The sequence below is a fragment of the Rhizobium sp. BT04 genome (assembly GCF_030053135.1).
In the GTDB taxonomy this organism is placed as follows: Bacteria; Pseudomonadota; Alphaproteobacteria; order Rhizobiales; family Rhizobiaceae; genus Rhizobium; species Rhizobium binxianense.
In genome coordinates, this window is the sequence record NZ_CP125652.1 from 751819 (window position 1) to 770180 (window position 18362).

The window sequence follows — 18362 nt, forward strand, 5'->3', positions numbered from 1 at the left end:
CGGGAGCTCCTGGAAAGACCTGGACCCCGCAGGTTGTGCTAAACTTCGAAAGTCGAAGCGATGAAAGGACAGTGTCACGACAGGCACTGCACCTCAACCGAAACCGTTTCTTAACCTTAACGGCCTCGGTTTGGCATGAAATCCGCAAGGTAGAGCCTGTACGGGCAATGACTGCCCGAAAATGATCCGGAATGGGACAGGTTGGTGTAAAATGCGTGTGCAAACGACCATCGAAATTTTTGACTACTGGAACCGTATCCGCGGCGCTGCCGATGCGCCGCTGAAATCGCAGGTCGAACCCTCCGCCGTACCCCACCTGCTGCAAAGCCTCTTCATCCTCGAGACGCGCGACGCAGGAAACATCGGCTTCCGGCTCGCCGGCACCCGTATCTGCGATCTGTTCGGGCGGGATCTGCGCGGCGAACGGTTCTCCTCACTCTGGGGAAACGGCCAGCACGCGGATATCGAACGCACGGCGATGGGCGTGATGGACCATGCCATGCCGGCCCTGTTCAATGCGACCGGCTACAGCACCATCGGTCATCAGGCCTCCTTCGAGATCATCATGATGCCGCTGCGCTCGCCGCACGGCGCCTGCGACCGGCTGCTCGGCGCGATCGCACCCACGGCGGCTGCGAGCTGGCTGGAGGTTGTACCGCTCGAATTCCTGGCGCTCGACCGAAGCCGCCTTCTGCCCGGAAAATTCGGCACCGCCGCGCCGACCGAACTGCGCCCCATCAATGAAATCGTCGCCGGAAAAAGCGCCGGGTTCGGCCAGGTCATGCGCCGCATGGTGTCGCAGCTGCTGAGTGTGGAGGCGCACTGATCGTTTCGTTTCGGGACATCGGACATACTCGTTTTCGGCTATGTCCGATTGAGGCAAAACAACCTTCTGTTAATGGATTGCGGGTAAAGATCGGTCTCTGCGATTTTGATGAAGAAGCCCCTTGATGCACTCGTTCCAGCCAGCTCAGACGCAACGACCTGCGCCGCGCCCTGAACACGGCGTTTTTCAGCGTGTGCCCATCAATATGCAGGGCCGGCTGATGCTTGCGAACTACGAGGAATTCGAATGCATGGTGATCGACATGTCGCCTGGCGACATGTACGTCACCTGCCCCGGCCGGCCGCGCGCCAACGAACGCGTCGTCGCCTATATCGACCATCTCGGCCGTGTCGAAGGTTATGTCCAGACGCTCGATGGCCGCGGCTTCACCATGTCGATCAATGCCACCGAGCGGAAGCGCGAGAAGCTCGCCGCCCAGCTCACCTGGCTTGCCAACAAGCACGAACTCGGCCTGCCGGAAGATCGTCGCCATGACCGCCTGACGCCGCGCGACACGAAGACCGAGCTGACCCTCGAAGACGGTACACGTTATTCCTGCCGCATCATGGACCTTTCGCTGTCGGGCGCTGCCGTCGACGTCGAGATGCGCCCCTCGATCGGAACGGCGGTGCGCCTCGGCAACATGCGCGGCCGCGTCGTGCGCCATTTCGTCGAAGGTGTGGCGATCGAATTCCTGTCGATCCAGTCCCGCGAGACGCTGCGCGAATTCCTCTGACAGGCTGCTGATCCTGTCGCGCTTGCCGAGTCCGGTGCGCACCCGGTCAGGTCGCGTTGACAGGGCTTGAGCTTCACGGCAAGAGATCTGCAAGCGGCAAGGAATCTGGCTTCGGAAAGCAGGCTCGAAATCCTGTGGCTCTATCGCGGCATGGCGCCGCTTTTTCCGGAAGAATGGCACCGTTTCCAACAGGCGGTTCCCGCAGGTCACCGGGAACGCGATCAGAACATGGTGGCCGCCTATCATCGTCTGCTCAACGACCCCAGCCCGGACACGCGGCTGAAGGCGTCGCGTGACTGGCATGACTGGGAGGCGGCCTCGATCCTGCTCGCCGATCCCGAGGGGCTGCCGCGCCGCTGGGCCAATCCGACCTATCTGCTTGCCCGCGCCCGCATCATCACCCATTATTTTATCCATGGCGCCTGGCTGGAAGACGGCCAGCTTTTGAAGAACGCCGCGCGCCTGACAGGCATTCCCGCCGTCCTGCTGCAGGGAAGGCTCGACATCGAGGCGCCGCTTGTCACCGCCTGGGAACTTGCGCGCGCCTGGCCACAAAGCGAACTCAAAATCCTCCCGCATGCCGCCCATTCCACTGAAAATCCCGATATGAGTGCGGCGATCGTCGCCGCCACCGATCGGTTTCGCAATTTTCCTCAAAAATAATTTGCCGCCGGAAACGCGGATCTAAGCGAAATTCTGCTTTTGAAGCGGTCGAATCGACCGAGCCCGGCCTGCATCGCCGGCTTTCCCAGCGCAACCCCAAGACATCGGATCTTACCCGGCTCAACGAAAACCCTTAACGCCGGCACGGCAACGCAACCTTTTTGCGGCCGAAAGCCTTGTTGCGCCAATTACATTTTTAATCGATTTCGAGACAAATCCGCTTCAAGTTTTAGTCGCATTCGACTTGGTTTTTAGCCAGATTTTACCGGCATTTGAATCAACTAAGCCTTTAATTCTATTGCGTAATTTTGCGCGGGATAAAAACGTCTGTGCCATTGTCGCCTCAACTTACGGGGAGACGGCAATGACAAGTGCGAACATCCTGAAAGGCGGCCTGCTGGCCGGTGTCCTCATGATGGCAATGGCGGGTTCGGGACAGGCGACGCCCGCCAGCATGGCGCTGGCAGGCAATGCCAGCCAGCCGATCGGACATTATGAATTCTGCAAGGCAAATCCGAAAGAATGCGTCGAGGTCGGCGGCGATGCCGGACCGGCTATCCTCACCGAGGATCGCTGGAAGGAAATTCTCAAGGTCAATTACACGGTCAATTCGACGATTCAGCCGGAGACGGATGAACAGATCTACGGCGTCGAGGAGCGCTGGGCTTATCCCACAACCGTCGGTGACTGTGAGGATTATGCCCTGCTCAAGCGCAAGATGCTGATCGAGGACGGCTTCTCGCCGTCAGACACGCTGATAACAGTCGTGTTGCAGCCGAACGGCGAAGGCCATGCCGTACTGACGGTCCGCACCGATCACGGCGACTTCATCCTCGACAATATGCGCAACAAGGTGCTGCTGTGGTCGGATACCGAATACACCTATCTGAAACGCCAGTCCGCCGACGATCCGGCCCGCTGGTCGAAGCTTCAGGACGGCCGCGCTGTCGCGGTCGGTAGCGTCAAGTAAGAAATACTGCCGGCTCCATGCCGGCTGCAGCCTGCGGCCCGGTCAGTCCCCGCATCCCGTCCCCGACCGGCGCCTCAAGAGCCGTTCCCGCTGTCCCGGGAACGGCTCGTTTTCTTTTGGGACAAGCATTCGTTCCTTCCCCGACATGCTTTAGCGAATTATTAACCATGCCGGTCTGATCCTGCCGATCAGATTCATCATCGGCACCGGCGATTCATGTTTTCCCGCGGCCGAAACGCGAAGAACCGCCATGAGCCATGCCGTGCACAGCGCATCCCAAGAGCAGCCGCTTTTCTCGATGGGGTTTCTCCTTCGCACGATGGCGGTGATTGCGGTCCTTGCAGTGCTGACCGTCGCCATCAGCATCGGCGGGCGCTGGTTCGGCCGGCATATCTCGCTTGCCGGCAACACGGACAGCACTGCCGAGATCTCGCTGACGATCGGCCGCGACAGCGTGAAATTCCCCGAGAATGCCATCCGCTTCCCGAGCCAAAGGCATGAAGGCGCGGCCGAGCGCGTCGATCTCTACCTCGCCTGGCCCGAAATGCAGGGTTACGGCAAGGAAAACCATCTTCGATTCGACGATGTCACCCAATCCTCCGGCCTGCTCTTTCTGCAGATCACCCAGAGCACCATGTCGCGCGACATGTCCGGCCGGCTGGAGCCGATCTATTCGCATCTGCTCGAAGGACCGGCCGAGACTTTCGGCAACGGCCTGACGCTGCATCGTCTTCGCGCCGACGCCGGTTACGGCGACGAGGTGCTGTTGACGGCGCCCGTCAAAGACGGCCCGGATTACGTGGTACGCTGCGTATTGCCTTCAGCCCCGGACAAGGCGACGAGCGGAGATTGCCAACGCGATATCAAAGTCGGCAACGATCTCAGCGTTCTCTACCGCTTCTCCAGCAGCCATCTCGATGACTGGGAACATATTGATGCCGCTATCCGCACCTTTGTGGAAGCGCGTCTTATGAACCGTTCTGCAACAAGTCCCTAAAATGCTCCCCGGACAGCGAAATAAACGATTCATCATAAACGGATTGGTAACGCCCAATCGGTAGATTTGAAAGACGAGCTGCGCGGCGGGAGGTGTGCGGTTCCGGCCGAATATCTGAAGTGCCAAATATCTGAAATGCAAAGCGAAGAGTGGAATAGTGTCAAGGTCAGTCTCCTCCGTATCATCGTCCCGATCCGGTAGTTTTTTCGCAAAGCTGCTGGCGATCCTTTCGGTGGCCGTCACGATCGTCCTGGTCGATTCGGTAAGTGCCGAAGCGGAAGCGGCGAATTCGAAATATGCAGGCATCGTCGTCGACGCCAAGACCGGCAATGTTCTCTACAGTGAGAATGCCGACCGGCTGCAATATCCCGCCTCCCTGACCAAGATGATGACCCTCTACATGACCTTCGAGGCGCTGGAACAGGGTCGCATCCGTCTCGATACGCCGGTTCCCTTCTCCGCCCATGCGGCAGCCCAGGCGCCGACCAAGCTCGGCGTTCGCGCCGGCGGCACGATCACCGTCGAGCAAGGCATTCTCGGGCTCGTCACCCTGTCGGCCAATGATGCCGCCACCGCGCTCGGCGAAATGCTCGGCGGCGGCAGCGAGGATCGTTTTGCCCAGCTGATGACCGCCAAGGCGCATGCGCTCGGCATGACGCGCACCACCTATCGCAACGCCAACGGCCTGCCGAATACGGCGCAGATGACAACGGCGCGCGATCAGGCCCGCCTCGGTATCGCTCTTCGTCAGCATTTCCCGCAATATTACGGCTATTTCTCCACCCGCGCCTTCAAGTTCGGCAGTCGCACGATCCGCAGCCACAACCGCCTGGTCGGTTCGGTACGCGGCGTCGACGGCATCAAGACCGGCTACACCAGAGCTGCCGGTTTCAACCTGGTGAGCTCGGTGCAGTTGGACGGCAAGTCGATCGTTGGTGTCGTGCTCGGCGGCGCCTCGACGCCTGCCCGCGATGCCCAGATGCGCAATCTGATCGCCACCTATCTGCCGAAGGCATCGAGCCGTGGTGGATCGTCGGCGCTGATCGCCCAGGCGGCCCCTGCCCCCGCCTCTGCAATGATTGAGACACCTGCGCCGGTCCAGCCGCAGAAGGTCCAGCCGCAAATGGCAAAGACCATCACCGCGGCGCAGCCGCCGGTTTCGGCAGCAGTTGCCGATCTCAGCCTTCCGCACAAAGGCCCGCTGCCGGATGCGCGCTATCAGGTCGCCGAGACCGAAGTCGCCTATGCCGAGACATCAGCACCGAAATCCGACAATCCGCTGGTCGCGCAGCCGATGCCGGCGCCGACCAAAGTCAAGACCATGACCTTCAAGCAGCAGGCATCGGTCCCCGCACCGAAGCCGGCGCCCGCATCCATGCCGTCGGAAAGCGATACCGGCGTCGACAACGTCACGACGGCCTCGACCAGCCCTGCCTCTGCCAGCCCCGTTTCTGCCAACAATGGCCCCGCCGGCTGGGTCGTGCAGGTCGGCGTCTCGCCGAGCCGGCAGATGGCCATGGACCTTCTGGAGAACGCTAAGGGCAAGGGCGGCAAGGCATTGGCCTCGGCAAAGCCTTTCGCCGTCGCCTACGGCGCTGGTGGTGACCAGCTCTATCGCGCCCGCTTCGGTGGTTTCGATGACCAGCGTGATGCGGTCAACGCCTGCAAGGCCTTGAAGAAGGCCGGCATCAAGTGCTGGGCGGCTGCCCAATGAGCTATTCGATGCTGCCTGCAAAATGGCCGGCGGCATCGGTGACGGCCGGAATCGGTGTTTGCGTTTCCGGCCACTTTTCTTGAACTCGATCAGTATTGCGTACGGGGAAAACAATGGCGATCAATGAGAATGTTCCGGGAATGCCTTCAGACCGCCGTACGACGGCCAAAGGCCGCTCTTCCCTGCATCCGTTGCACGAGGCGGCCATGCGCCTGGCCGAGATCGGCCTGCAGCGACCGAAGCCGAAGTCTCCGAAGACCCGAGATCTCATCAATCTGCTGCTTTGCCATGGCGCCCGCGCCTGGCGTTATTCGCAGCCCGAAGCTCGCATTCACCTGCATGTGACTTCGCCCGACGGTAGCGCGCCGGTGCAACTGCGCCTACGCTGAACGGCAGACATCCGCCTGCAGAAAACCGGTTCTGATTTTCGGGATTAGAGCATGTCGCGCAAAAAGTGTGCAGCGGTTTTGCGATAACCGCATGCGTAAAAACAAGGATCTAAAGCGCGAGGAGCGAATCTGAAAGATCGCGACGCGGTTTAGAGCAGGCCAAGCTCGGTCAGCTCGCGGCGAAGGTCCGCAGGCATTTCGACAATACCGGCCCCAAGGCTTGTCAGGTCGCGCGGCACGTCGTCCTCAGTGTAATAACGCCAGCCTTGGAAGGGGCGCTTCGACTGCACAGCCGTCTCGATGACCTCCGGGCCGAGCATCAGCCGGCAGCGCGAAATGCCCTCGCCGTCGGTGAAGGTCTGGATGCCGAGCAGTTTCTGCCGCGCCTGCACCTGTCCCTTGATCACCCAGTAGAGCGAGCCGCCATCCAGCAGCTCCTCGATGCGTTTCGGCACCATTCGCGTCGTGTGCACCGAGTGCGGCTCAAGTCCGGCGGCGATGGCGCTGAGCGAGCGTTCCGCCACCCATTCGCGCAGATCGTCTATCGAGTCGGCGCCGACACAGAGTTTGATGAGATGCAATGCCATGCCGCCGTTGAAATCCTTTTGGCAGCGAGCGTCAAGCGTCTAAAGCAATTCCACAAAAAGTGTGAGCGGTTTTCCCAGGCAAAGCGCGCAGCGCTTTTGCCGGGCAAAGCGTTAAACGCTTTTGCCTGGGAAAGCGCGCTCTTACGCAAGCGTCCGGAAACTCAGCATTCCACGACATTGACGGCAAGACCACCCGTCGAGGTTTCCTTGTATTTTTCGCTCATGTCGTGACCGGTCTGGCGCATCGTCTCGATGCAGGCGTCGAGCGGCACGAAATGCTGGCCGTCGCCCTTGACGGCGAGGGATGCCGCAGTGACCGCTTTGACGGCGCCGAGCGCGTTGCGCTCGATGCAGGGAACCTGCACCAGGCCCGCGACCGGGTCGCAGGTCATGCCGAGATGATGTTCGAGCGCGATCTCGGCGGCGTTCTCGATTTGCTCCGGGGTGCCGCCCATGACCGCGGCAAGGCCGGCGGCCGCCATCGCCGCCGCCGATCCGACCTCGCCCTGACAGCCGACCTCGGCGCCCGAGATCGAGGCATTATGCTTGATGATGCCGCCGATGGCCGCGGCCGTCAGCAGATAATCGCGGATGCCGTTCTGGTCCCAGTCCTCGTGGAAATGCTCGTAATAGCGGATCGTCGCCGGAATGACGCCGGCCGCACCATTGGTCGGTGCGGTGACGACGCGCCCGCCGGCTGCATTCTCCTCGTTGACAGCCATCGCATAGACGGAGAGCCAGTCGTTGGCGAGCAGCGGGTTGACGCGGTTGCTGCGCCACTCCTCCTCCAGCTTGTCGTGAATCCTGCGGGCGCGGCGCTTGACGTTGAGTCCACCCGGCATGATGCCGTCGACCTTGAGGCCACGCTCGATGCAGGAGCGCATCGCTTCCCAGATGCGGTCGAGTCCCTGATCGAGCTCCTCCCGGCTGCGCTGGCTCTCCTCGTTCGCCCGCTTCATCTGCGCGATCGACAGCCCCGAGCGCTCCGCCATATCGAGCATCTGTTTTGCCGTCGAGAACGGATAGGGCACGCGCGTCCCGCTGGCCGCGCTCTTCTTCGCACGCATCTGTTCCAACTCGGTGTCGGTGACGACGAAGCCGCCGCCGACCGAATAGTAGATGCGCTTAAGCAGCAGCCGGCCATCCCTGTCAAAGGCGGAAAAGGACATGCCGTTGGCATGGCCGGGCAACGGCTGCTTCTTGTCGAAGACCAGATCGGTCTTCGGCTGGAACTGGTAGGCGGGATGACCCTCCGGCGTGATGCGCCCGGTGCGCTCGACCATATCGACGATGCCGTCCATCTTGTCGGGATCGACGCTGTCGGGCGCCTCGCCCATCAGGCCGAGAATGACCGCCCTGCCCGTGCCATGGCCGATACCGGTATGGGCAAGCGAGCCGTGCAGGCTGACCTTGATCGCGACGACCTCAGCGCCCGACGATGGGCGCGGCCATTCGTTCGACAGGATCAGTGCGAGAAACCGGTTGGCGGCCGACATCGGACCCATCGTGTGCGAACTCGACGGCCCAACACCGATTTTGAAGACATCGAATACCGAGAGAAACATGGATGCGCCTTCTGATTACGAGGATGCAAGCTTAAGCGACGCCGGTCTTCAATCCGTGCGGCGCACCGACATCGCATGGAGCCGGTGCGACATTGGTAGAACGCCATGCGTCCGATGACGCGCTGAAAGACGCTCCGGCAGCTTGAGTTTGCGCATAATCCCTTTCGAAAATCGAATCCGATCTTCGCGGGTCGGCGCTAAAACCAAGCGGCCGACCTTACCAGTCATTGCAGCATTTCAATGCATATGTAAGGTGGCCGCACTTCACGTGGAGACTGAATCACTGATGACGACGGCGGACTATATCGCTCTGGCCTTCTTTGCCTGTGTCTGGATGGGCTATTCCTGGCTGCTGCATGGCCGCACCTTCTTCGGACGCACCAGCCTCACCCATGCGATGATCGAACGGCGGCGGGAATGGATCTACAATTCGCTGCGCCGCGACCTGAAGATGATCGATACGCAGATCATGGCAGGCCTGCAGAACGGCACCGCCTTCTTCGCTTCGACCTCGATCTTCGCGATCGGCAGTTGCTTCGCGCTGCTCGGGGCAACCGAGAAGGTCGACGCGGTCTTCGCCGACCTGCCCTTCGTCTTCCATAGCGGCCATGCCGTCTTCGAGATGAAGGTCGGCGGGCTGGCAGCGCTTTTCGGTTATGCCTTCTTCAAGTTCGGCTGGTCCTACCGGCTGTTCAACTACTGCACCATCCTGTTCGGCTCGATTCCGATGCTGCGCGATACCGAACGCGACGTCATCGCCGCCGAACGGGCCGCTGAACGCGTCATCCGCATGAACGTCATTGCCGGCAGCAATTTCAACGAAGGGCTGAGGGCGATCTTCCTGTCGATCGGTTATCTCGGCTGGTTCATCAATCCATATGTCTTCATGCTGACGACGGCGACCGTCATCTTCGTGCTGGCGCGGCGGCAATTCTTCTCGCAGGCGCGGCTGGCGATCATGGACGCCGGCCCGCCATCAAATCTCCACCTTTCTGCTATTGGCCGCGACATGCCGTCGAGCGACGGACGTGATTTGCCCGAGGGACTTTGATGACACTGCCGGCAATGCAAGCCGATGCGGCGGCAAGACCGCCGCGCATCGGCCTATTGGACACGGCGCGCGGTCTCGCGCTGATCGCCATGGCGAGCTACCATTTCAGCTGGGATATGGAGTTCATGGGCTATCTCGCGCCGGGCACGGCCGAGACCGGCTGGCTGAAGATCTATGCCCGGGCGATCGCCACGACCTTTCTGTTCATCGTCGGCATCAGCCTGGTGCTCTCAAGCACGCCCGAGATCCGCTGGCCCTCCTTCTGGAAGCGTTTCGGCATGATTGCCGCGGCAGCCGCCGTCATTTCGATCGCCACGCGCATCGCGATGCCGAACGAGTGGATCTATTTCGGCATCCTGCATTGCATCGCGGTGCTGACGCTGATCGGCGTCGTTTTTTTGAGGTTGCCGCTCGCCGTCACGCTCATCACCACGCTGGCACTTTTTGCCGCCTGGATAACCGATAATTTCGGCCCACCCGGCCTGCTTCGGTCATCCTTCTTCGATCCCAGATATCTGGCCTGGATCGGCCTTGCCGCGATGCCGGAACGGTCCAACGACTATGTGCCGCTGTTTCCCTGGGCAACGCCGTTTTTCGCCGGGTTAAGTTTCGCTTCGATCGCGATCAGAACCAGGCTTCTGCATCGGCTTGCCGCTGTCGGCACCGGTTCCTGGTGGCCGGCTAGGCTCGGCCGCCACAGCCTTGCCTTCTACCTCATTCACCAGCCGGTGTTGATCGGCATTGCCTACGGACTTTCCCTCGTCGTGCCGCCACAAACGCCGGACCCGGTCGCGACTTACCTAAGGCAATGCAACTCCGCTTGCGTCATGCAGCAAGGCGAAGCGCTCTGCCGCAGCTTCTGCCAGTGCACGTTGGAGAAATTGCAGGCTCAAGCCCTGTTCACACCGTTGCAGGCGGGCGCCATCAATATAGAGACGGACGAGCGGGTCCAGACGATTGCCGCCGAATGCAGCGCCGAGGCGCAATAAGCCTAGAGCAATTCCAGGAAAAGTGTGAAGCGGTTTTCCCAGGCAAAGCGCCAAGCGCTTTTGCCGGGAATTGCGTAAAAACAAAGGCTCTCGCCTCAGGTGGTGACGCCGATTTCGGCGAGGCGGCCGAGGCAGGCCTCCTCGATATTGTCGAGTTCCGTCAGCGTGTCGTCGATATCCTTGCGCTTCTGGCGCAGGTCCTCGCGCTTCTCGTCGACGCGCTTCATCAGCAGCTTCAGCTGGCCGAGTTCACCCGGCGGCTCCTTGTAGACCTGAATGATCTCGCGAATCTCCGCGATGGTGAAGCCAATGCGCCGGCCGCGGAGAATTTCGCCGATGAGCCGTCGGTCGGCTTGGCGGAAGAGACGGGTCCGCCCCCGCCGCTCCGGATGGATCAGCCCCTCGTCCTCGTAGAAGCGCAGCGTGCGCGTGGAAACACCGAATTCGCGCGTCAGCTCCGTTATGCTATAAAATTTGTTCACCGGCATGCCTTCCCCGTCTTGAACCGGTGATAATATTGACTTTTACGTAATAGTCAATTTCGTCGGTCAGATGCCGAACCACCATGTGGCGATGCCGAGAAAGGCAAAGAAGCCGGTACAGTCCGTCACCGTCGTAACGAACACCGAGGAGGCGATCGCCGGGTCGGCCCCCACCTTGTCGAGCAGCAGCGGCAGCAGGATGCCGGCAAGGGCTGCCGCCACCAGATTGATGATCATCGCCGCCGCGATCACCCCGCCGAGCTGGTAGTCGTGGAACCACGTGCCGGCGATCAAGCCCATGATCGTCGCGAAGACGACACCGTTGAGGATGCCGACGCCCGCCTCCCTGCGGATGATGCGGCCGGCATTGTAGATGTCGATGTCGCGGGTGGCGAGCGCGCGCACCGTCACCGTCATCGTCTGCGTGCCGGCATTGCCGCCCATCGAGGCGACGATCGGCATCAGCACGGCAAGTGCGATCATCTTCTCGATCGAAGCGTCGAACAGGCCGATGACGCTTGCCGAGAGCATCGCCGTGCCCAGATTGATCAAAAGCCAGAGGAAACGTGAACGCGCCGTCGAGAGCACATTGTCGGACAGTTCTTCGTCGCCGACGCCGCCGAGGCGCTTGATGTCCTCGTCCGCTTCCTCGTGGATGACGTCGACGACGTCGTCAATGGTCAGCACGCCCACAAGCCGGCCGTTCTCGTCGACGACGGCGGCCGAGAGAAGGTCGTACTGCTCGAAGAGCTGGGCCGCCTCCTCCTGGTCCATCTCGGCCGGGACCGGATGGTTGGTCTCGCGCATGATCTGCTCGATCTTCGTCTGCCGCTTGGTGCGCAGGATCTGGTCGAGATCGACGGCGCCGAGCAGCTTGAAGGTCGGATCGATGACGAATATCTGCGAGAAGGAATAGGGCAGATCCTCCTCGTCGCGCATGTAGTCGATCGTCTGTCCCACAGTCCAGAACGGCGGCACGGCGACGAATTCCGTCTGCATGCGGCGCCCGGCCGAACTTTCGGGATAATCGAGCGCCCGGCGCAGTCGCACCCGCTCGGTGAACGGCAGCTGAGCGAGGATTTCTTCCCGATCCTCCTGGTCGAGGTCTTCGAGAATGTAGACCGCGTCGTCCGAATCGAGCTCGCCGATCGCCGCGGCGATCTGCTCGTTCGGCATCTGATCGACGATCTCGCGGCGGATCGCCTCGTCGACCTCGGTCAGCGCCGTCATATCGAAATCTTCGCCGAGCAGCCGCACCAGCGCCAAGCGCTGATCCGGCTGGATCGATTCCAGCAGGTCGCCTATTTCGGATTCATGCAGGCGGGCAACGTTCTGGCGCAGGAACAGCGTATCGCGATCGGCGATCGCGGCGCCGACAAGCGCCAGGAAATCGCTGCGGACATTGCCGTCCTCATCGTAGATATCGGCTTCCTCGTCATCGCGCCTGCGAATGCGGTCTTCCCCGTCGGTCGTCGTCATCTGCCGCCCTCGCATCTGGTTCGAATTTCAACGACTACAGCGCCGCACTCGCAGTGTCGGCGAAAACACATTGTCAACAAGCAGATAAGCAAATCCCGCGCGAGGCTCCCGCGATGGGATTCATGCTTCTGCTAGCCCAAAGCATCCTTGCCGTAAAGCAGCAAACCTGCCGCTTGATGACAATGCCTGCGGCCGGCGATAGTTTCGCCACCCGTCCAAGCAGAACCCGTTCAAGCAGAAAGCTGCCCCATGCCCATCCGTCCGATTCTGCGCTATCCGCATCCTGCCCTGAAGACCATCTGCGCGCCGGTGACGGCCTTCGATTCGTCGCTCGCCGAGCTTGCTGACGACTTGCTGGCGACGATGCGCGCCGCCCCCGGCGTCGGCATCACCGCCGCCCATATTGGCGTCCTCAGCCGCGTGACGGTGCTGGAGCTCGACAAGACCGACGGCGTGCGCCTCTACGTCAACCCGGAGATCACCTGGTTCTCGCAGGAGACGATGAACCACGCCGAAGGCAGCGTCTCCATGCCCGGCGCCACCGACGAGGTCAAACGCCCGCGGGCAATTCGCTTCCGGTACCAGGATGCCGAGGGCATCGTGCACGAGGAAGCCGCCGAAGGTTTCCACGCCATCTGCATCCAGCACGAGGTCGACCAGCTCGACGGCATTTTCTATGCGACCGTCTCGTGAAACGATGGGAGAAGGCCCAGAACTGACAATCAGAGCGGACTATCACGGCTGACAATCCCTCCGCACACCGAACCATTCGCCGCGGACGGCGTTTCCAGCAAAGAACCCGCAAAGAAACGAGGAGCGACCGCCATGGTAGAGATCGGTGACAAGACGAAGTTTGCCCGGGAGAAGCCTGAGCTTTCCCGGGAGGAAGATTATCGTGACCTCGAGGAACGAAATCTCGACGACGGCTGGCCCTATGCCGACGGCGTCGGCGCCGACCCGTCCAACCGCCCCTATGGCGAGACGGCGGCAAATTTCGACAGCGACCCCAACAAGGGCTTCCGGATCGACGGCACGGATGAAGATGGCAACGAGAACCGCCTCAAGGATTCGCTGCGCCCCGATAGCATCGACCGGGATGAAAGCGACGACCTCGAAGCACGGGTGAACGATCACCTCGAAAACATCCCCGAGGTCGACATCGACAGCCTCGAGGTTCACGCAGATGGCCACGTCGTCACCCTGGAAGGTTCGGTGGAGACGATCGGTATTGCCCGCAAGGTCGAACTCAGCGCGCTTTCGGTCGAGGGCGTGCGCCATGTCCGCAACAAACTGCAGCTGACCGGAGTCGACGCGCATATCCCGAACGAGGACTGATTCACCCACAAGATACGGATATTCCGCGGGAGGCACCCAATGCCTCTCGCCCACCTCCGTCAATTCCGTCCGCCAACATTACCAAAAGTTAACAATTTCAGATTGCATCACAAGATGCTTTTACAGACGCCATATTTTGTCATTTTGCTTAGGCGGCTTCTGTAACGTGAACGTCAATTTCGTTGACAACACTGTGATTTCATTTGGACAAAAGGTCGCGGCCACGCCGCCGTTTGTTCACAAAATTGCCTGAATTGGGGCGCGAACTTGGATGTGCCGAGGGTTAGTTTATGTTGTGAAATTCAACAACAGATTGAGGAGATAGACCCATGCGCATCAAATTTGCCCTTGCCGCGTCGCTGTTCGCCGTCAGCCTTGCAGGCGCTGCCTTCGCCCAGCCGACCTATTCCGACGACTATACCAACGACAGCGACGGTTTCTCCCCGAGCCCGGTGTCGAAGCCGGCCCCGGTCCACTACAGCAACCGCAAGGCCCCGGCCTATTCCAGCGACTACACCAATGACAGCGACGGCTTCGCCCCGAGCGCCATGGCAGCTCCTGCCGTCGACAAGACCGCCACGGCGAGTATCGCCCCCCTGCCTCCGTGCCACAGCATGATTGGCCCGAAGGGCTCCCACACCAAGGGTGCCGACAGCGGCGCCTCCCGCACCGAAGCATGCCGGGCAACGCATTGATCCGACATAAGAGAAGGGCCGGAAATCGGCCCTTCTCTTTTTCAATTACTTGTTCGCCGCTTCAGAAGAGAAATGGAACGAGGCGGTAACGGGTTCTGCCCATGAAAGCCTGGTAAGCAGGATCTTGGCTGAGCAGACGCTCCTCCGCCAGGAGGCGGAAACATTGTGCGGTCAGCGCCGTCGCATAGATGGCAAAATTCCAAAGGCTCGGATGCGCCAGGAAGAAGCCGATATGTGTCATCAGATAACCCGCATACATCGGATGGCGGACAAATTTGTAGGGCCCGCCGATCTTGATCCCGCGATTGGCCGGCACAAGGCCGAAGCTTCGCCGCAATGACAGCTTTGCCGATATCTGCAACACAAAACCGAGCGCCATCACTGTCCCGCAGAGTGCGAGCGGTGCAAGCGGTTGTGTCGCGGAGGGGACGACAAGCAGCGGGAAGAGCGTGCCGATGGCGGTGACCATCCAGTCAAACACACGAAGCGACGCATTTTTCGTCGGCCGGCGCGTCAGGATGAGGAAGGCGGCGGCTCCTTCCGAAACGATCAGCAGGAAGTCGATGATCGCTCGATTGTCCTGCATCTGCGGCAGAATACGCAAGACGATCGCGACAAAGAAATAACCGATGACGACTTTTTCGATGATATCGAGAACGAAATACACATCGAAGAACGACCAGCTTGCCGTTGTCTTTTTTTTCATTGTTCGCAAGTCTTCCGCATCATAAGATTGTGATAACCTATATCTGCGCAATCGCTAATTATCGGTTAAGGCGTGTGCTGACGGGGCGGCGGTTCTTGCTGGCCGATCCTCACGGCAGAATGCGGCAGCAGTGACAGGCCAACGGGTTTCTGCAAGCGATATCAACGCCGTGCGCCTGCCCATTCCGCCGCGACGCATTGGCTCCTGCAAGGCCGAAGCCGGCCATTTCTTCAGATGCAGATTGCCGGAGACAGGTCGCCGTCCTGAACAATCAGGTTTCGCCGGTCGTTTCGCCGAAAACCGCCTCGAAGGCGGTGCGCAGCCGGATATCGACATCAGCCATCATCACAGGCAAGCCGAGATCGACGAGGCTGGTCACGCCATAGGCCGATATCCCGCAGGGCACGATGCCGCTGAAATGGTCGAGATCCGGATCGACGTTGAGCGACAGTCCGTGGAAGGTAACCCATTTCCGCAATCTTATGCCGAGGGCGGCGATCTTGTCCTCGGCCATCGTCCCATCGGCAAGCAACGGCTTTTCCGGACGGCGCACCCAGACGCCGACGCGGTCTTCACGCCGCTCGCCGCGCACATTCATCATGTCGAGCGTGCGGATGACGACATCTTCAAGGGCAGCGACGAAGGCGCGCACGTCCTGGCGTCTGCGCTTCAGGTCGAGCATCACATAGGCGACGCGCTGGCCGGGTCCATGATAGGTATATTCACCGCCGCGCCCCGTCGCAAAGACCGGAAAACGGTCTGGCTGGACGAGGTCGCCGGCATTGGCGCTGGTGCCGGCAGTATAGAGCGGCGGATGTTCGACGAGCCAGACGAGCTCGTCTCCGCCATCCGATATCATCGCCACCTCGCGCTCCATCGTCTCCACGGCCTCCTCATAGGCAACGAGGCCATCGGCGATGCGCCAGCGTACCGGCCGAGTGCCGGGTTGGGGAAGCATGGAGAATTCGAGATCGGTGCGAAGCATGGCCATTCCTTGCCGCTCTCCCCGAAATGCCTGCGAAATTGGAGGGCGGCAGGACAGCTATATGGACCCGTTCCGGGAGCAATTCAAATGCGATGACCGGTTTTTAAAAAAACTGTCATACCGCCCTTGTGCACCCCAAATGCTTTTGCTACATGCTGCCCCGCCGACGCAAATCGGCACCTACCACGATGCGGTCGTGGCGGAATTGGTAGACGCGCAGCGTTGAGGTCGCTGTGGGGCAACCCGTGGAAGTTCGAGTCTTCTCGACCGCACCATTTCCCTTCAGGGAAACGCTTTCTAAGCGACGATTTCGATTTCACCCTCGAAGTTATTTGCGGTTGCTCGGCTTGATCGCCAAGCCATCTCATGGTTGATGGCGTCATCCCCGCAAGAATCGGCAGCCATGTCAGAGCCCCATCAAAATTCCCTGCAGGGCATGGCCATCATGTCGGGCGCCATGCTCATCCTGCCGACCATGGATGCGATCGCCAAATACATGGCGACCTTCGAGGCGATGTCGCCGGGTCAGGTGACCTTCTACCGATTCTTCTTCCAGATTGCCTGCACCCTGCCGATTCTTTTCGCCCTTTTCGGGCTGAAGGCGCTCTCGGCCAAACGGCCATGGATGAATCTGCTGCGCGGTGTGCTGCATGGTGCTGCAAGCCTGCTCTTCTTCGTCGCCGTCAAATACATGCCGCTCGCCGATGTCTTCGCCATCTATTTCGTCGAGCCCTTCATGCTGACCGCCCTGTCGGCGCTGTTTCTCGGTGACAAGGTCGGCTGGCGGCGCTGGACGGCGATCGTCGTCGGTTTCGGCGGCGCGATGATCGTCATTCAACCGAGCTATGAAATCTTCGGCCTGAAGGCGCTGCTGCCGGTCGCCTGCGCCTTCCTGTTCTCACTCTATCTCTTCCTCAACCGCGCCATCGGCGAGGCCGATTCGCCGCTGACCATGCAGACGATGGCCGGCATCGGCGGAACGGTCTTCATGGCGGCCGCCCTTCTCGTCGGCAGCAGTTCCGGCAATGCCGATTTTGCCGTCTCCCTACCCTCCTCCGGCCTCGGCCTTGTCCTGCTTCTCGCCCTCGGCTCGATCTCGGGATATGCACATATGCTCGTGGTCCGGGCTTTCCGGCTTGCGCCGCTGTCGCTGCTTGCGCCGTTCCAGTACTTCGAGATCATCTCGGCGACCGTTCTCGGCTATGCGCTTTTCAACGATTTCCCGAGCTTTTCCAAATGGATCGGCATCTTCATCATCGTTGCTTCAGGGCTCTTCATCATCTGGCGGGAGCGGCTGCAGGCGCAATCGTTAAAATCTTCCTGACCCCGGGAATATCGGATTAACTCCTCTTCTTGAGGGATCGTCAATTCGCAGGCGATAAAACTGTCTCCGGCTTCATGATGAAGCCTGGAGCTAAAACATGAGCGAATTTCGTCTCGCTTTTCCGGCCTGTGTGGTGGCCGGCAAGCATCGGCTGACGGCCGAAGATATATTGCTATTGCGTAAACATGCTTTTCCGGAAGGCATCCGGACGTCCGACGATGTCGTGGCGATGTTGGCGCTGAATAATTCCTGCCCTGAAAAATGTGCCGCCTGGAACGCTTTCTTCGTAGAGCAGCTCGCCGGTTTCATCGTTCATTACACCTATCCGCAGGGCTCCCTTGATGAAATCAACGTCGCCTGGATCATGCGCATGTTCACGACCGACGGTGTCGTCAACTCGGCGCTGGAACTCGAGCTCATTCTCCACGTCATGGAGATTTCGGCCGACGTCCCGGGTGAATTGAGAGCGCTCGCCCTCGATCAGCTCCGTCTGGCGATCACCGACAATATCGGTGGCTACAAGCTGTCGCGTGCCGTCGATCGCCGGGGCATTACCCGCCAGGACGTCGATTTCGCGATGCGAATCTTCAGAAGCGTCGCCGAAAGCGGCATCATTCCCGTTTCCTCGGCCGAATACGGCGTGCTCCAGCAGATCGAGCAGGCAACCCTGCCCGGCGCCAATCATCCCCACTGGGCGGGGATCATGGCCGCCGTCGAGCTGCGTGACTATGCCGAGCCGCGGCGCAGCCGCTGGCTGCGAATCGTCGACGAGGAACCTGTCTGCGAAGCCGCTGTCGCCTGATGCTCCTCAAGCCTGATTGTGCGTTCCGGTGTTTTGTGCGTAAAACTCCGGAACGCATTTCTGGGTG

At 60.5% G+C, this 18362-nt stretch carries 18 protein-coding genes, 1 tRNA gene and 2 pseudogenes; 15 read left to right on the forward strand and 6 right to left on the reverse strand.

Going from position 1 to position 18362, the window contains the following annotated elements; translation table 11 throughout:
• The first annotated feature begins 181 nt into the window (after positions 1 to 181).
• From QMO82_RS12230 to QMO82_RS12260, 7 genes and pseudogenes are all read left to right on the forward strand, one after another.
• Positions 182 to 826 (forward strand): PAS domain-containing protein, encoded by a 645-nt coding sequence (locus QMO82_RS12230; RefSeq protein WP_183607258.1) that lies wholly within the window; start codon positions 182 to 184, stop codon positions 824 to 826.
• A gap of 124 nt (positions 827 to 950) precedes the next feature.
• The gene (locus QMO82_RS12235; RefSeq protein ID WP_183607257.1) at positions 951 to 1562 is read left to right on the forward strand and encodes a PilZ domain-containing protein; all 612 of its coding nucleotides are present in this window, start codon (positions 951 to 953) and stop codon (positions 1560 to 1562) included.
• Positions 1563 to 1682: 120 nt separating this feature from the next.
• A pseudogene (locus tag QMO82_RS12240) lies at positions 1683 to 2225 on the forward strand (alpha/beta fold hydrolase); the annotation flags it as partial.
• Between the two features lie 364 nt (positions 2226 to 2589).
• Complete coding sequence (locus QMO82_RS12245; protein WP_183607256.1) at positions 2590 to 3195, forward strand: transglutaminase-like cysteine peptidase; 606 nt, start codon at positions 2590 to 2592, stop codon at positions 3193 to 3195.
• A gap of 250 nt (positions 3196 to 3445) precedes the next feature.
• Positions 3446 to 4192 (forward strand): hypothetical protein, encoded by a 747-nt coding sequence (locus QMO82_RS12250; RefSeq protein WP_183607255.1) that lies wholly within the window; start codon positions 3446 to 3448, stop codon positions 4190 to 4192.
• A gap of 157 nt (positions 4193 to 4349) precedes the next feature.
• Positions 4350 to 5906: a serine hydrolase gene (locus QMO82_RS12255; protein ID WP_183607254.1), complete on the forward strand. Its 1557-nt coding sequence runs from the start codon at positions 4350 to 4352 to the stop codon at positions 5904 to 5906.
• A gap of 113 nt (positions 5907 to 6019) precedes the next feature.
• Complete coding sequence (locus QMO82_RS12260; RefSeq protein ID WP_183607253.1) at positions 6020 to 6295, forward strand: hypothetical protein; 276 nt, start codon at positions 6020 to 6022, stop codon at positions 6293 to 6295.
• A 149-nt stretch (positions 6296 to 6444) separates the two neighbouring features.
• Here the strand turns inward: QMO82_RS12260 and QMO82_RS12265 are convergent, their stop codons facing one another.
• Together QMO82_RS12265 and QMO82_RS12270 are read right to left on the reverse strand one after the other, a co-directional pair.
• The gene (locus QMO82_RS12265; protein WP_183607252.1) at positions 6445 to 6882 is read right to left on the reverse strand and encodes a DUF1489 family protein; all 438 of its coding nucleotides are present in this window, start codon (positions 6880 to 6882) and stop codon (positions 6445 to 6447) included.
• A 161-nt stretch (positions 6883 to 7043) separates the two neighbouring features.
• A complete protein-coding gene (locus QMO82_RS12270) occupies positions 7044 to 8447 on the reverse strand; it encodes an L-serine ammonia-lyase (RefSeq protein ID WP_183607251.1) in 1404 nt (467 codons plus the stop codon).
• Between the two features lie 286 nt (positions 8448 to 8733).
• On the opposite strand from QMO82_RS12270, the gene QMO82_RS12275 reads away from it, so the two are divergent.
• Positions 8734 to 9498 carry a DUF599 domain-containing protein gene (locus tag QMO82_RS12275; RefSeq protein ID WP_183607250.1) on the forward strand — a complete coding sequence of 255 codons (765 nt, stop codon included), beginning with the start codon at positions 8734 to 8736 and terminating at the stop codon, positions 9496 to 9498.
• On the forward strand, positions 9498 to 10487 hold the full coding sequence (locus QMO82_RS12280) for a heparan-alpha-glucosaminide N-acetyltransferase (protein WP_183607249.1): 990 nt from the start codon (positions 9498 to 9500) through the stop codon (positions 10485 to 10487). Before QMO82_RS12275 ends, QMO82_RS12280 begins: the two co-directional genes overlap by 1 nt.
• Before the next feature lie 95 nt (positions 10488 to 10582).
• Here the strand turns inward: QMO82_RS12280 and QMO82_RS12285 are convergent, their stop codons facing one another.
• Together QMO82_RS12285 and mgtE are read right to left on the reverse strand one after the other, a co-directional pair.
• Entirely contained in the window at positions 10583 to 10975 is a 393-nt protein-coding gene (locus tag QMO82_RS12285) for a MerR family DNA-binding transcriptional regulator (RefSeq protein ID WP_085737334.1), read from the reverse strand.
• A gap of 60 nt (positions 10976 to 11035) precedes the next feature.
• Positions 11036 to 12448 (reverse strand): magnesium transporter, encoded by a 1413-nt coding sequence (gene mgtE / locus QMO82_RS12290; RefSeq protein WP_183607248.1) that lies wholly within the window; start codon positions 12446 to 12448, stop codon positions 11036 to 11038.
• 249 nt (positions 12449 to 12697) lie between these two features.
• Between mgtE and QMO82_RS12295 the strand changes: the two are divergent.
• The 3 genes and pseudogenes from QMO82_RS12295 (at position 12698) to QMO82_RS12305 (ending at position 14478) form a co-directional block, all read left to right on the forward strand.
• A pseudogene (locus QMO82_RS12295) lies at positions 12698 to 13167 on the forward strand (peptide deformylase).
• Between the two features lie 106 nt (positions 13168 to 13273).
• Positions 13274 to 13783 carry a BON domain-containing protein gene (locus QMO82_RS12300; protein ID WP_183607247.1) on the forward strand — a complete coding sequence of 170 codons (510 nt, stop codon included), beginning with the start codon at positions 13274 to 13276 and terminating at the stop codon, positions 13781 to 13783.
• A 329-nt stretch (positions 13784 to 14112) separates the two neighbouring features.
• Positions 14113 to 14478 carry a hypothetical protein gene (locus QMO82_RS12305; protein ID WP_183607246.1) on the forward strand — a complete coding sequence of 122 codons (366 nt, stop codon included), beginning with the start codon at positions 14113 to 14115 and terminating at the stop codon, positions 14476 to 14478.
• A gap of 61 nt (positions 14479 to 14539) precedes the next feature.
• Here the strand turns inward: QMO82_RS12305 and QMO82_RS12310 are convergent, their stop codons facing one another.
• Both QMO82_RS12310 and lipB read right to left on the reverse strand, forming a co-directional pair.
• Complete coding sequence (locus QMO82_RS12310) at positions 14540 to 15184, reverse strand: isoprenylcysteine carboxylmethyltransferase family protein (protein WP_183607245.1); 645 nt, start codon at positions 15182 to 15184, stop codon at positions 14540 to 14542.
• Positions 15185 to 15455: 271 nt separating this feature from the next.
• Positions 15456 to 16175 (reverse strand): lipoyl(octanoyl) transferase LipB, encoded by a 720-nt coding sequence (lipB, locus tag QMO82_RS12315; RefSeq protein ID WP_183607244.1) that lies wholly within the window; start codon positions 16173 to 16175, stop codon positions 15456 to 15458.
• Positions 16176 to 16359: 184 nt separating this feature from the next.
• Between lipB and QMO82_RS12320 the strand changes: the two genes are divergently transcribed.
• The 3 genes from QMO82_RS12320 to QMO82_RS12330 all read left to right on the forward strand — a co-directional run bounded on the left by QMO82_RS12320 (position 16360) and on the right by QMO82_RS12330 (position 18295).
• Positions 16360 to 16444, forward strand: a tRNA-Leu gene (locus QMO82_RS12320).
• A gap of 98 nt (positions 16445 to 16542) precedes the next feature.
• Positions 16543 to 17493 carry a DMT family transporter gene (locus QMO82_RS12325; protein ID WP_183607243.1) on the forward strand — a complete coding sequence of 317 codons (951 nt, stop codon included), beginning with the start codon at positions 16543 to 16545 and terminating at the stop codon, positions 17491 to 17493.
• Positions 17494 to 17590: 97 nt separating this feature from the next.
• Entirely contained in the window at positions 17591 to 18295 is a 705-nt protein-coding gene (locus tag QMO82_RS12330; protein ID WP_183607242.1) for a hypothetical protein, read from the forward strand.
• The last annotated feature ends 67 nt before the right edge of the window (positions 18296 to 18362 follow it).